Source organism: Nonomuraea sp. NPDC003201, assembly GCF_053590415.1.
The window spans coordinates 1-12,353 of the sequence record NZ_JBSFTC010000308.1; the positions used below are offsets into that span (position 1 = coordinate 1).

At 71.2% G+C, this 12,353-nt stretch carries 12 protein-coding genes; 5 read left to right on the forward strand and 7 right to left on the reverse strand.

The window, feature by feature from the left end; all coding sequences use genetic code 11:
* Both ACWDX9_RS51095 and ACWDX9_RS51100 read left to right on the forward strand, forming a co-directional pair.
* Nucleotides 1-374 (forward strand): substrate-binding domain-containing protein (locus tag ACWDX9_RS51095; RefSeq protein WP_449968829.1); only part of this gene is annotated, 374 nt, incomplete at its 5' end.
* Between the two features lie 426 nt (nucleotides 375-800).
* The gene (locus ACWDX9_RS51100) at nucleotides 801-1,289 is read left to right on the forward strand and encodes a carbohydrate ABC transporter permease (RefSeq protein ID WP_449968832.1); all 489 of its coding nucleotides are present in this window, start codon (nucleotides 801-803) and stop codon (nucleotides 1,287-1,289) included.
* A gap of 118 nt (nucleotides 1,290-1,407) precedes the next feature.
* On the opposite strand, the gene ACWDX9_RS51105 is transcribed toward ACWDX9_RS51100, so the two are convergent.
* The 4 genes from ACWDX9_RS51105 to ACWDX9_RS51120 all read right to left on the reverse strand — a co-directional run bounded on the left by ACWDX9_RS51105 (nucleotide 1,408) and on the right by ACWDX9_RS51120 (nucleotide 7,191).
* Nucleotides 1,408-4,686: a BTAD domain-containing putative transcriptional regulator gene (locus ACWDX9_RS51105; RefSeq protein WP_449968835.1), complete on the reverse strand. Its 3,279-nt coding sequence runs from the start codon at nucleotides 4,684-4,686 to the stop codon at nucleotides 1,408-1,410.
* A gap of 87 nt (nucleotides 4,687-4,773) precedes the next feature.
* Nucleotides 4,774-5,913, reverse strand: coding sequence for a serine hydrolase domain-containing protein (locus ACWDX9_RS51110; RefSeq protein WP_449968837.1), 1,140 nt, complete (start codon nucleotides 5,911-5,913; stop codon nucleotides 4,774-4,776).
* Nucleotides 5,914-5,966: 53 nt separating this feature from the next.
* Entirely contained in the window at nucleotides 5,967-6,569 is a 603-nt protein-coding gene (locus ACWDX9_RS51115; RefSeq protein WP_449968840.1) for a dihydrofolate reductase family protein, read from the reverse strand.
* A gap of 31 nt (nucleotides 6,570-6,600) precedes the next feature.
* Nucleotides 6,601-7,191 carry an NADPH-dependent FMN reductase gene (locus tag ACWDX9_RS51120; RefSeq protein ID WP_449968843.1) on the reverse strand — a complete coding sequence of 197 codons (591 nt, stop codon included), beginning with the start codon at nucleotides 7,189-7,191 and terminating at the stop codon, nucleotides 6,601-6,603.
* A gap of 179 nt (nucleotides 7,192-7,370) precedes the next feature.
* On the opposite strand from ACWDX9_RS51120, the gene ACWDX9_RS51125 reads away from it, so the two are divergent.
* The 3 genes from ACWDX9_RS51125 to ACWDX9_RS51135 all read left to right on the forward strand — a co-directional run bounded on the left by ACWDX9_RS51125 (nucleotide 7,371) and on the right by ACWDX9_RS51135 (nucleotide 10,336).
* Nucleotides 7,371-7,721 carry a DUF1801 domain-containing protein gene (locus ACWDX9_RS51125; protein WP_449968844.1) on the forward strand — a complete coding sequence of 117 codons (351 nt, stop codon included), beginning with the start codon at nucleotides 7,371-7,373 and terminating at the stop codon, nucleotides 7,719-7,721.
* A gap of 265 nt (nucleotides 7,722-7,986) precedes the next feature.
* Complete coding sequence (locus ACWDX9_RS51130; RefSeq protein ID WP_449968847.1) at nucleotides 7,987-9,678, forward strand: helix-turn-helix domain-containing protein; 1,692 nt, start codon at nucleotides 7,987-7,989, stop codon at nucleotides 9,676-9,678.
* Nucleotides 9,581-10,336, forward strand: coding sequence for a tetratricopeptide repeat protein (locus tag ACWDX9_RS51135; RefSeq protein ID WP_449968850.1), 756 nt, complete (start codon nucleotides 9,581-9,583; stop codon nucleotides 10,334-10,336). Before ACWDX9_RS51130 ends, ACWDX9_RS51135 begins: the two co-directional genes overlap by 98 nt.
* Nucleotides 10,337-10,501: 165 nt before the next feature.
* Here ACWDX9_RS51135 and ACWDX9_RS51140 read toward each other — a convergent pair whose 3' ends face one another.
* The 3 genes from ACWDX9_RS51140 to ACWDX9_RS51150 form a co-directional block, all read right to left on the reverse strand.
* Nucleotides 10,502-11,065, reverse strand: coding sequence for a TetR/AcrR family transcriptional regulator (locus tag ACWDX9_RS51140; protein ID WP_449968853.1), 564 nt, complete (start codon nucleotides 11,063-11,065; stop codon nucleotides 10,502-10,504).
* Between the two features lie 87 nt (nucleotides 11,066-11,152).
* Nucleotides 11,153-11,959 (reverse strand): enoyl-CoA hydratase/isomerase family protein, encoded by an 807-nt coding sequence (locus tag ACWDX9_RS51145; RefSeq protein WP_449968856.1) that lies wholly within the window; start codon nucleotides 11,957-11,959, stop codon nucleotides 11,153-11,155.
* Nucleotides 11,960-11,962: 3 nt separating this feature from the next.
* Nucleotides 11,963-12,353: thiolase C-terminal domain-containing protein (locus ACWDX9_RS51150; protein ID WP_449968858.1), on the reverse strand; the 391-nt coding region annotated here is incomplete at its 5' end.

Below are 12,353 nucleotides of genomic sequence, written 5' to 3' on the forward strand. Positions count from 1 at the left end.
CGCCTGCCGACCAGGCCCTCGTGGCCCACACCCACTTCAGCCGCGCGGGCGGCGCCGAGGGCGTGGCGCGGCTGCTGGAGCTGGCCGAGCCGCCGGACGCCCTCCTGTGCGCGAACGACGTGATGGCGATCGGGGCCCTGGACGAGGCGGCTCGACGGGGCCTGCGCGTTCCCGAGGACCTGGCCGTGATGGGCTTCGACGACATCGACGCCGCCGGCATGGTCTCACCCGGCCTGACCACCATGGCCAACCCGGCCCGCGAGATAGGCCAGGCCACGGCCGTGCGGCTGCTGGAACGGCTGCGCGAGGCCATCGACGAGCCGTCCACCGAGCTGGTCGTGCCCGCGCGCCTGGTACGGCGTCAATCCGCCTGAGGGCGGACTCTTGACACCGTAATCGTTACGTGTAGATTTCGAGAGATCTTAACGATTTGCGCGCGCCTGGAGCATCCTTCTCCCCCGAAAGGACGCCGTGATCGCAAAACGTCGGAATCTCGCCCGCGCTGGGCTGGTTGCTGTTCGCGGGAGCCGTCCTGCTGACCCTGGCCAACGCGCGCCTGCTCCGGAGGGCCCAGTGAAGCGTTTCGCCTGTGCTGGGCTGATTGTCTATGCGCTGATCAGCATGTATCCGTTCCTGTGGATGGTGTCGGGCGCCTTCAAGACCCGCGGCGAGGTCCTCGAACGCAACCTGCTGCCGCGCGAGCCCCCGCTGGACATCCTCATCGCCACGTGGGGCCGGCTGCACTTCCTGGACTACTTCCTCAACAGCCTCCAGGTCACGGCGATGACCGTGATCGGCGGGTGGTCTACAGCCTGGCCTCCTATGCCTTCGCCATCCTGGACTTCCCCGGCCGCCGCTTCCTGTACTGGTTCTTCGTGGCGCTCCTGTTCGTGCCAGGCATCACGGTGCTGCTGCCGGTGGTGATCCTGGAGAAGAACCTCGGCCTGCTGGGCACCCACCTGGGGCTGGTGCTCCCCTTCGTCAACGGCACCGCGCCGCTGACGGTGCTGCTGCTGACCAGCAGCGACGGTTCCATCCCACGCGAGCTGCGCGAGGCCGCCAGGTCGGACGGCGCGGGGGAGGCGCGGATCTTCTGGTCGGTGTATCTGCCGCTCGCCAAGCCGGCGCACATCACCGTTGCCGTGCTGACGGCGGTGCCGACGTGGAACGAATACGTGCTGACGCGGGTGTCGCTCTCGGACCGGTCGCGGTTCACGCTGCCGCTGGGGCTGGAGTCGCTCATCTCCAGCGAGGTGCCGCGCTACACGAGGTCATGGCCGCTTCCCTGATCACGGTGCTCCCGGTGATCGCGCTCTTCCTGCTCCTGCAGCGCTACTTCGTCAAAGGGCTGACCACCGGGGGCGGCGTGCCACGCCGCCTGCGCCCTGGTCAGCGGACGACTGACCTTCAGCCGATGCTGGGACAGACCGGTGAACCCGATGAAGTTTTCACGAATCGTCCGGGTCGATCAAGGAGGTCGCGGGCCTCGTCGGGGCGGAGCACGCGGCCGTGCGCGAACGCCGCGGCGTACGCCTCCTCGCCGAGTGCGGCACGGGCCGCGAGGGCGATCCTGTCCAGATCGCCCTGTTCGGCAGGCGTGACCGCCTTCGGGATCGACTCGCGGGCCGCGGCGGCTGCTCCGAGCAGTTGGGCGGCCTCGTGAGGGTGGCCGTCGAGTGCGCAGGCGCCCGCGAGGCCGGACAGCGCCTGTGCGATGTCCGCTCCCGCGCTCAGGTCTCGTGCGATGGCGAAGGCTTCCATGTGCCGAGCCATGGCCCCTGCGGTGTTGCCGCGCAGCTCCTCGACATAGCCGAGTTCGACAAGGACGCTCGGCGCGTACAGAGGGCGTCCTGGCCCGGTGTGGTGCCGGGCGGCGTCCATCAGGTGCAGCAAGTGGGCCTCGGCCGCGTCCAGGTCGCCCTCCCGGCGAGCGGAGAAGGCGAGCCCCATCTCCGCGAACACGGCGCCGAGGGGGGAGCCCTGCTCCGTGGCGAGCCGAAGGCCCCGCTCGCAGTGCTCACGCGCCGACGGGTAGTCGCCGCATTCCATGGCGATCCAGCCCAGCCAGGACAGGCGCCCGGAGAACTCGGGCCAGAGCCCGAGCTCTCCGGCCATGCGCAGCCCGTCTCGGTGCAGGCGGGTCGCCTGCTCGTAGTCGCCGATCAGAACGGCGTGGGCGCCGAGCCACTCGGTGGCCTGCAGCAGCCCCCACCGGTCACCGAGCCGGCGGAACAGTGCCGCGCTCTGCGCGCCGTCACGCTCGAGCGCGCCGGAGTCGCTTTTCACGTGCGCGTGTTTGGCTCGCAGGCTGAGCGCGGCCGCCACTCCCCACTGATCGTCGACGGCGCGGAACGTGGTCAGAGCCCGGTCGATCAACTCCCCGGTGGCGACCACATCGCCGAGGTCGACCTCGGCGAACGCGAGGAACCACTCGGCCCTGGCCCGCCCCGGCTCGTCCGCCACCCCTTCGTAGGCGTTCAACACCGCCTCGTGCCGGGCCGGCCAGCCGGCGATCTCACCCCGCAGGAACGACATGCCGGTGTGCCAGGCCATGGCCCTGGCCCGGGCGGCCCGGGGAGCCTCACCCCGGGCGTCCAGCGCCGCCTGGAACGACCGCCCTGCTTCTGCCAGGCGGCCGCGCAGGAACCAGTACCAGGCAAGCGCGTTGGCCAGGCGCAGCGCGAGGTCGGCCTCGCCCTGCCGGGCCGCGTCGTCGAGCGCGTCGTGCAGGTTGGCAGCCTCGGCGTCCAGCCGCTGCAGCCAGCGCTGCTGATCGGGGCCGTAGAGGTGGGGTTCGGCCAGCTCGGCCAGCCGGGTGTAGTGGGTGCGGTGGCGCCGCCTGATCCGCTGGAGCTCGCCGGCCTCGTGCATGCGTTCGGTGCAGTAGACGGCCACCGACTCCAGGAGCCGGTAGCGGGGATCGTCGTGGCGGCGGTCGGACACGACCACGAGCGACCGGTCCACCAGGCGCGCCAGGATGTCGAGCACCTCGTCGGGGCGTACGCCGTCGTCCGCGCAGACCGCCTGGGCGGCCTCCATGGTGCACCCGTCGGCGTGGACGGCCAGCCGGCGCAGCACAATGCGCTCGGCCTCGGTGAGCAACTGCCAGCTCCAGTCGATCATCGCCATGAGTGTCTGCTGTCGTGGCGGAGCACCTCGGTGTCCTGTCGTCAGCAGCCGGAACCGATCGTCGAGCCTGGCAAGCAGGCCGTGCATCCCCAGCGTGCGCACGCGGGTGGCGGCCAGCTCCAATGCCAGGGGGATGCCGTCCAGCCTGCGGCACAGCACCGCGACGGCCTCCGCGTTGTCCGGGGCGAGGGCGAACCCGTGCGCCGCGGCGGCCGTACGCGCCACGAACAGCCGCACCGCGCTGAACCGCCCCAACGTCGCCGGGTCGGTGTCGTCGCCGGGGCCGGGCACCTCCAGCGCCGGCACGGGCCACACCACCTCACCCGCCAGGCCGAGCGGCTCCCGGCTGGTCGCCAGGACACGCAGCCCGGGCACGGCGCGCAGCAGGAGGCCGGCGAGCTCCGCGACCGGCTCGATCACGTGCTCGCAGTTGTCCAGCACCAGCAGCAGCCGCCTGGCGCGCAGGGCTCGGGCGAGCCGGTCGGCGGGAGCCTCCTGCGGTCCGGCGCCGCCGTCGTGGATGTCCAGGACCGCCATCACCAGGTCGGTGAGCGACCCCATCGCATCAGGCAGGCCGGGCCGCAACGCGCCCAGCTCGACGAGCCACGCGCCGTCGGCCATCGTCTCGGCCATCGGGGCGGCGACGTCGATCGAGAGCCGGGTCTTGCCCACCCCGCCCGAACCGGTGAGCGTCACCAGCCGGTGTTGCCGCAGCAGCGCGCGCACCTCGGCGACCGCGTCGTCGCGGCCGATCAGGTCGGTGATGGCGTTGGGCAGGTTGGTCGCCGGCGCGGGGCCGAGCGGCGCGTGCAGCCCCGGGTCATGAGCCAGGATCGAACGGTGCAGCCCGGCCAGGGCGGGACCTGGGTCCACGCCGAGCTCCTCGGCCAGATGGACCCGCGACTCCTCGTAGCTGCTCAGGGCCTCGCCCTGTCGCCCGGCCCGGTAGAGGGCGAGCATGTGCAGGGCGCGTGGCCGCTCCCGCAGCGGGTGGCGGGCCAGCAACTCGCCGAGCTCGCCCGCGACCGCGGCGTGCATGCCGAGCGTGAGCCGGGCCTCGGCCAGGTCCTCCATGGCGGTGAGGCGCTGCTCCTCCAGGCGCGCGATCGTGGTGCGTGCGAACGCCTCGTCGGCGAAGTCGATGTAGGCCGGGCCCCGCCAGAGGGCCAGCGCTCCGGACAGCAGCTCGGCCTTGGCCCGTGGGTCGTCCGTCTCGCGGGCCTCGGCGGTGAGGCTCTCGAACCGGTGGGCGTCCACCGTGCCGGCGTCGACGCGGAGCAGATAGCCCGGCGGCGGGGACACGACGAGCGCCCGCCCACCCGGCTCGGCCTCCTCCAGTGCCCGGCGCAGGTAGGAGGCCTTCGCCGACAACGCGCCCGGCGCGTTGCCCGGCGGATCGTCGCCCCACAAGTGATCGATGAGCAGGTCGGCGGGCACCGGCCGCCCGTGGTGCGTCAGCAGGGCCGCCAGCAGGGCCCGGACCTTCAGACCCGGCACGGCGACGGCGCCGCCGTCGTCCCGCCACACCGCGAGCGGACCCAGCACCCCGAAGCGCATGACCGTCACCATAACGGGGACCGGCGACAATTTCGCCGGCTCCCGGACCCTGCGGCCCCGGGCGGGCGTTGTGGGGCCGCACGCCGGTCAGCGCGGGCCGAGGGCCTTGGTGACGAGCGCGCCGATGTGGTGGAACGTACTGTAGTCGCCGGCGCTCACGCGGTTCTTGGCCACGGCGATGACCATGCCGGTAGCGGTGTCGGCGTACGCCGCGGTCCCCCCGCTTCCGGCCATGCCGAACAGGGTGGGGCTGTCGAGCGGTCCGGGGAAGCCGATGTCGTACCCCAGCCCCCGGGCGGCCGGAGCCCCGGTGACCTCGTCGACCCCGCTGATCGTCACCGTGGTGACCTCTCGGAGGCGCTCGGGGGAGATGAGCCGCACGCCGCCGACCTCGTCCATCAGGGCGGCGTACATGCGTGCCACGGCTCGGGCGGTCATGACGCCGCCCGCGGGGATGTCGGCGGCGAGCACGTCCTCGCGGTTGCAGAAGGCCGCGCTCGGCAGGGCCGCCGGCGGCGCCGCCGTCCAACCGTCCACGACTCTGAAGAACGGCACCTGCCCGGCCATGGCGGCAATCATGTCGGGAGTCAGCTCCATGGCGCCCGCCGTCTCCTCCAGGCGGGCCTGCCGGCCGAGCTCGGAGGCAGGCAAGCCGAAGAACAGCTCGTCCGCCACGCCCAGAGGCCTGGCCACCTCATCGCGGAGCACCTGGGAGATCGGCCGGCCGGTGGCCCGGCGCACGATCTCGCCGGCGAGGTAGCCGAACGACTGCGGGTGGTACCCCGTCCTGGTGCCGGGTTCCCACCACGGTGTCGCGTCCGCGATCGCCGCGCACATCGTGTCCCAGTCGGTCAGATCCTCCGGTGTCGTGTCCCGTGGGAGGCCGGGCACGCCGGCTGAGTGGTTGAGCACGTGGCGCACGGTGGCACGCTCTTTGCCGTGCGCGCCGAACTCCGGCCACAGCTCCGCGATCGGGGTGTCGTACGTGACAACGCCCTGTTCCACGAGCACGTGCACGACGGTGGAGGTCACCCCCTTGCCGGTCGAGGTGACGTGGAACGGCGTGTCCGGCGTGACCGGCCGGCCGGTCACCGGGTCGGCCTGGCCGGCGACGGCGTCGACCACCAGCTCTCCGCAGTGGTAGACGGCGACCTGCAAGCCCCGTTCGACGCCGGACTCGACCAGCTGGTCGATGGCGTCCTGCGTCTGCCGCTGAATGTCGGTCATGGCGATGCTTCCTCTTTCGTTGCGCTTTGATCTCTCGCCGAAGCCGTGGGAGGTCAGCGACGAGCTGTGGACGGGGCTTGAGCCACTGCTGCTCCAGCGTCAGCGGCTACCGGCTCGTGGGCCAGGACGACGACTCCCGATGCGAACGTCTTCGTGCCGGTCAGGCGGAACCGTGTCTCGCTCCAGCCGGTGAACAGGCTCTCTCCGCGCCCCAGGACGACCGGATGAATCCAGACCCGGATCTCGTCGACGAGGTCGTGCCGAGTCAGCGTCCGGGCCAGCTCGCCGCAACCGAACATCAGGATGTCCCTGCCGGGTCGCCGCCTGAGCTCGCGCACCGCCTCGACGACATCGCCCTTGAGCAGGGCCGAGTTGGTCCAGCTGACGTCGTCGAGCGTGGTCGACACGACGTACTTCGGCATGGTGTTGATCCGGTGGGTGAAATCGTCGGACGCGGGCCCGTCTTCGCTCATCGACGGCCAGGACCCGGCGAAGCCCTGGTAGGTGACCCGTCCCATCAGCAGGGCGTCCGCGGCGAACAACTGGTCGCGGGCGTAGGCCTCATATTCCGCGGTCGCGTACTCGAGGGACCACTCGTGCGGGTCCTGCTGGACGCCGTCCATCGTCGCGAAGACCGAAACGATCACTTTGCGCATGGCATGCTCCTGGGGTTTGACGGGGTTGCGATCATCGGTAGGTGTAGGGACGCACGGCACGCGCCTCGCGCAGCGCGTACGCCCACCAAGTGAGCTCGTCCAGCGTCGTCTTGACCGTGTTGTTGCACGTCGCGGTGGGTTTGGGCCAGCTGCCGTCGGCGGCGAACAACTCCCAGTAGCAGGGCAGACTGACCAGGGTGCGGATGGCGACGGCGTGCAGTTCGCCGAACACCTCACGCAACTGGGCCACGGCGTGCAGGCCGCCCGATTCCCTCCCGTAGGAGACGAAGGCGACGGGCTTGGCCTGCCACTCCTCGTAGAACCAGTCGATGGCGGTCTTGAGCGGAGCGGGGAAACTCCGGTTGTACTCCGGTGTGACCACCACGAACGCGTCGGCGGCGGCCAGCCTGGGAGCAAGGGCCCGTACCGGCTCCGGGACGAGCTCGTCCTGGTCGGTGAGGGTGTCGGGCAGGCCTGCCGTGGCCAGGTCGACGAGATCGATGTTCAGCTCGCGGCGCCTGCGGGCCTGGGCGACGAACCAGGAAGCCGCGGTCGGGCCGAACCGCCCGCGGCGGATGCTGCCGATGATGATCACCAGCCGCAGTGGTGTGGTGTCCGGCATCTCGGGCCTCCCTCGGGTTCGTGTCGTGCTCAACCCTGCGCGAAGGCGCCTCCGGTCTGTTTACGCTCTTTCGCCCGCCAGCGGACCGGGATGCCGCGGTGAGCGTAAACAAACCGTAAGGACCACCTCGCATCATGGGCGGCGCATCGAAGCACCCGTAGCAGAGAAGGGTTCGTGCCATGTCCAGTGCGGACGTAGACGAGTTCGTTCGGACCAAGCTGCCGCCGCAGCACCAGACCATCGTCCGTATCCTGCGAGAGCTCATGGCCGAGGGTGCGCCCGACGCATCGGAGGTGATCAGCCGCGGCTCCCCCGCGTGGAAGGGCCGCACCGTCCTCGCGATCATCAGTCACAGCAAGACGCACATCACGTTCGCGTTCGCTCGAGGCGCGGAGTTCGACGACGAGCACGGTCTGCTGGAGGGTGTGGGGAAGGCCACCAGGCACGTCAAGCTCAAGAGCCCGGACGCCCTCAACCATGACGCATTGCGTGGCTACATCCGGCAGGCGGTCGCGCTCGATCAGGAATAATCCTCGGACTCGGCGCTCAGGCGGAGTGGAGAGGTCCTCTCTGGGACACACACTCTCCCAGGACCACCGCGCCGGCTGCGATCAAGGCCGCGCCGGGCGGGGACCGCCGGGCCCGTGGTGACCACGGACGGGCTCATCGTGGACGGCGAGAAGACCCTCCCCGGCATCGTGTGGCCCGACCGACCCCGCCGCCGGCTCAACACCCGTGGGACAGTGTGGTGTCATGGCAAGTGCCCATCGCCGCCACCCAGATCGGGGAACCGTCATGTCTGCCGGGACAGGAGACGATGCCGACATCCGCGCCGGCGAGGAGTGCCGAAGCCTGGGAACGCTCCTGCGGGCCTGGCGGAACCGGGCGCTTCTGAGCCAGGACGAGCTCGCCGATCGGGCAGGCGTCAACGTCCGTACCATTCGCAGGCTCGAAGGCGATGCCGTGGAGCGGCCCCGGAGCGCGTCGCTCCGGGCCTTGGCCGAGGCCCTCGGGCTGGACCCGCGGGAACAGGAGGCGCTCGCCGCGGCAGCCCGGGCGGAGCCTGGGTCGCCGACGGAGGTGAGCGGGTTCACGGGCCGGGAGCCCGAGATGACTGCTTCGCCCCTGCCGCCACGGCAACTGCCGGTCGGCGTGTCCGGGTTCGCGGGGCGTGCCGGTTCACTGGCGGAACTGGACCGTCAGCTCGACGCGGGCGCGGGAGGGACGAGGATCTGCATCGTCTCCGGCACGGCCGGCGTCGGCAAGACGTCCTTGGCGCTGCACTGGGCCCACCGGGCACGTGGCCGATTCGAGGATGGCGAGCTCTATGCGAACTTACAGGGTTTCGGCCCGGCCCACGACGCAGCCGATCCGCAGGACGCGCTGACGGCCTTCCTGGAAGCCATGGGCGTGCCGCCGCAGCGGATCCCCGAGGATCCGCCGGCCCGGGCCGCGCTGTACCGGACGACGCTGGCGGACAAGCGCGTCCTGGTCGTGCTCGACAACGCCCGTGACGTCGAGCAGGTGCGCTGGCTGCTTCCCGGCGGCCCTCACTGCAGCGTCATCGTCACCAGCCGCCGCCAGTTGAGCGGTCTGATCGCCGAAGAGGGAGCCGGGCTGATCACGCTGGACGTGCTTCCGCAGGCGGAGTCCCGTGAACTGCTCACCCACCGCCTCGGCCGACGGAGGGTCGAGACCGACCCGGACGCCACCGACGAGATCATCGCCGCGTGTGCGCGGCTTCCCCTGGCCCTGGCGATCGCCGCGGGCCGGGCGGTCACGAGCCCGGCCATGCCGCTGAGCGCCCTGGCCGCGGACCTGCGCCGGGCCGGCGGTGATCTGGGTGGGCTGGCCACCGCGGACTCGGCCACCAGCCTGCGGGTGGTGTTGGCCCGCTCCTACGACGTGCTGCCCGCCGACGTGGCCCGCCTGTTCCGCTTGCTCGCCGTACATCCTGGACCGGACCTCACCGCGACGGCGGCCGCCAGCCTGGCGGGCGTCGACCCGGCGCGGATCCGGCGGCTCCTCGACGCCCTGCTCGACGCGCACCTGGTTACGGAGGTCACGCATGGCCGGTACGCCTGCCACGACCTGCTCCGTGCCTTCGCACGAGAGCTCGCGGGCGAGACGGAGCAGCCGGCGCAGCGACGTGCCGCGGCATGCCGAGTGGTCGAACACTACCTGCACACCGCGCACGAGGCGGCGGTGCGGTTGTACGTGCCGGCCGAGTGGCTGGAGGCCCCCGAGCCGGGCTTCCTCCGGCGTGCGAGCCGAGCACCCGGCAGAGCACCGGCAGGCGCTGGCGTGGTTCCAGGCCGAGCACGCGGTCCTGACGGCGGTCCTCCGCCAGGCCATGGCCGACGGCCTGTACGCCCAGGTCGTCCAGTTGGTGTCGGCCTTCCAATTCTGGCTGCTCCGGCGAGGTCACCGGCAGGAACACCTCGATTGCCTGCACGTCGCGCTGGAAGCGGCCGTCCGCACGGGTGATCGGCGAGCGCAGGCCGCCGCGTACCGGTGGCTCGTCCCGCCGGCCGCCGAACGCGGGGATCTCGAGCAGGCGTACGCGCTCTTCCGCCGGGGCGTCGCGCTCGCCCGCGAGGCGGGCGATCTGGCCGAGGAAGGGTTCTCCCTCTTCGACATCGCCCTGGCCTGCGTTCATGGGGGACGCGTGGAGGAGGCCCTGCGGCATGCGCAGGCGGCCCTCGATCCTCTTCGCAGGGCTCGTCTGACCGCCACCGAAGCCTACGTCCTGAACCTGATCGGCTGGTGCCGGTGCGCGCTCGGCGACTACGAGCGAGCACTCCAGGCCGGCGAGAAGGCGCTGGCCATCGCCACCGAATTGGGCGACAAGTCCGGCCAGGGCCATATCCTGGACACGCTGGGCAAGATCCACCATCACCGGGGCGACCTCCAGGACGCGATCGCGCACCACCGGCGTGCTCTCACCTCGTGCCGCGATCTCGGGCACCGCTACGACGAGGCCGAAATCCTGCTCCACCTCGGTGACTCGCTCCACGCCGCCGGTCGGCCCACCCAGGCGGTGGACTCGTGGCGCCTCTCGCTGGCCATCCTGGACGAACTGGGGCACCGCACCGCCGACGAGCTGCGGGCGAGGCTCCGCAACCACGATCCCTCACCCATCTGATCATGTCGGCCACGCCCCAAGGCCGGGCGGCCGGTGTTGTTGCGGCTTTGGCAGGAGCGCCGACGCGGATCTCCGGTTACGCGCCCATTCCTCGAAGGCCGTGAGCGGGATGCCGAGGGCCCGCGCGTCCTCCAGGTGAACAACTATTTGTTCACGCTCGCGGTCTCAAGCCTGCAGGCCGGTGAGCACCCCGTCGGTGAGGACCTCGGCGATCTGCTCGGCCGTGAGCTCGCCGTTGGGGGAGAACCACTCGGTGGCCGAGTTGAGCATGCCGATGATGGCGAACACCGTCACCCGCGCGCTCTTGACCGCCCGGAACTCGCCGGCCTCGATGCCCTCGTCGATGATCTGCGAGAAGAGGGCGTCATAGCGGCGGCGGAGCTTGACGACGCGGCGCTTGCCGGTGGGGGCGAGATAGGTCCACTGGTGGAAGGCGACGCGGGTCTGCTCCAGGGACTCGGAGAGGACACTCATGTGCGCGTTGATCGCGCCCCGCAGGCGCTCCGGTGCGGTCTGGTCCGACTCCACCACCGGCTCGATCGCGTCCAGGTAGCGCTGGATGCCGTCCTCCACGATGCGCTGGAGCAGGTCCTCCTTCTTGCTGATGTGCACGTAGAGGCTGCCCGGCAGGAGCCCGACGGCGTCACTGATGTCCCGCATGCCCACGACCGGGTAGGTCTTCTCGCTGAAGAGCTTGATCGCCGCTGCTTCGATGCTTGCCAGGGACACGGGCCCGCTCTTGACCCGTCCTTCCTTCCGCGTTGCCAACCGTCCTCCCATGTTCGGTTAACAACTGATTGTACGGTCCTCGGCCGGTCAGCCGCGATTGAACCGGGGAGGTCTGCGTTCGAGGAACGCGTCGATGCCCTCCTCCAGATCGGGGCCGTGGTGCAGTGCCGAGACCGCCCAGTAGCCGCTGCTCATCGAGGTGGCGAGATCGACCTGCCAGGTCGAGCGCAGGGCGTTCTTGGTGGCTTCGAGAGCCCGCCACGGCTTGGCCGCGATGCGGGCTCCCAGCTCGACGGCGGCGGGGATCAGCTCCTCCGGCTCGACGACCCGGTTGACCAGGCCGATCTCCAACGCTCGTCGTGCGTCCACGACCTCGCCGGTGAGGGCGAGTTCGGCGGCCAGGCCGGAGCCGACGAGCCGGGGGAGGAACCACGACCCGCCGTTTCCAGGAGGCAGACCCAGGTTGATGTACGTCTCGCCGAGTTTGGCCGCCGTGGAGCAGATGCGGATGTCGCAGGCGAGCGCGAAGTCCAGGCCGCCTGCGGTGGCGCCGCCGTTGATCGCGGCGATGGTCGGCAACCGGGACGCGACGAGGCGCTGGGTCACCGGGAAGAGCACGCGCGCGTTGTAGGGCTCCCGGGTGGTCGGGAAAACCTCGTCGAGGTAGGCGCGCATGGCCTTGAGATCGGCCCCTGCGGAGAACTGCCGTCCCGCTCCGGTGATCACCAGGCAGCGGACCGCGGTGTCGCGTTCGAGGTCGGTGAGGGCGGCCAGCAGGTCCGCCGCCATCTCGGGGACCACCCCGTTGCCCCGCTCCGGCCTGTTCAGGGTCAGCAGGACGACGCCGTCGGCCGCCCGCTCGTAGTAGAGCGTCTCCAGCTCGGTGGCCGCCACCGCTCAGCCGCCCTGCACGAGGATGGTCGCGACGCACGCCGCGTACGCGCCCGCGAGCCAGCCGCCCGCGTTGACGGCCATACCGGTCCGGGCGCCCGCGACCTGCCTGCGTCCCGCCCGGCCCGTGAGCTGGTCGTAGATCTCCACGAGCTGCGCGCAGCCGGTGGCGCCGATCGGGTGGCCCCGGCTCATCAGCCCGCCGCTGACGTTGACCGGCAGCCGGCCGCCGAGCGCGGTGGCGCCCGAACGCACCAGGAGGTGCCCCTCGCCGGGCGCGCACAGTCCGATCTCGGCGTACTGGAGGATCTCGGCCGGGGCGGCCGCGTCGTGCAGCTCCAGCACGTCGATGTCGTCGATCCCCATGCCCGCGTCCTCGAACGCGGCGGCCGCGGCC

What these genes read in the sequence shown, in the direction of transcription:
- ACWDX9_RS51130 (WP_449968847.1), top strand. Translation starts at nt 7,987, where the DNA reads ATGTCTGCCGGGACAGGAGACGATGCCGACATCCGCGCCGGCGAGGAG.
- ACWDX9_RS51110 (WP_449968837.1), bottom strand. Translation starts at nt 5,913, where the DNA reads ATGACCGACATTCAGCGGCAGACGCAGGACGCCATCGACCAGCTGGTC.
- ACWDX9_RS51120 (WP_449968843.1), bottom strand. Translation starts at nt 7,191, where the DNA reads ATGCCGGACACCACACCACTGCGGCTGGTGATCATCATCGGCAGCATC.
- ACWDX9_RS51105 (WP_449968835.1), bottom strand. Translation starts at nt 4,686, where the DNA reads ATGCGCTTCGGGGTGCTGGGTCCGCTCGCGGTGTGGCGGGACGACGGC.
- ACWDX9_RS51125 (WP_449968844.1), top strand. Translation starts at nt 7,371, where the DNA reads ATGTCCAGTGCGGACGTAGACGAGTTCGTTCGGACCAAGCTGCCGCCG.
- ACWDX9_RS51115 (WP_449968840.1), bottom strand. Translation starts at nt 6,569, where the DNA reads ATGCGCAAAGTGATCGTTTCGGTCTTCGCGACGATGGACGGCGTCCAG.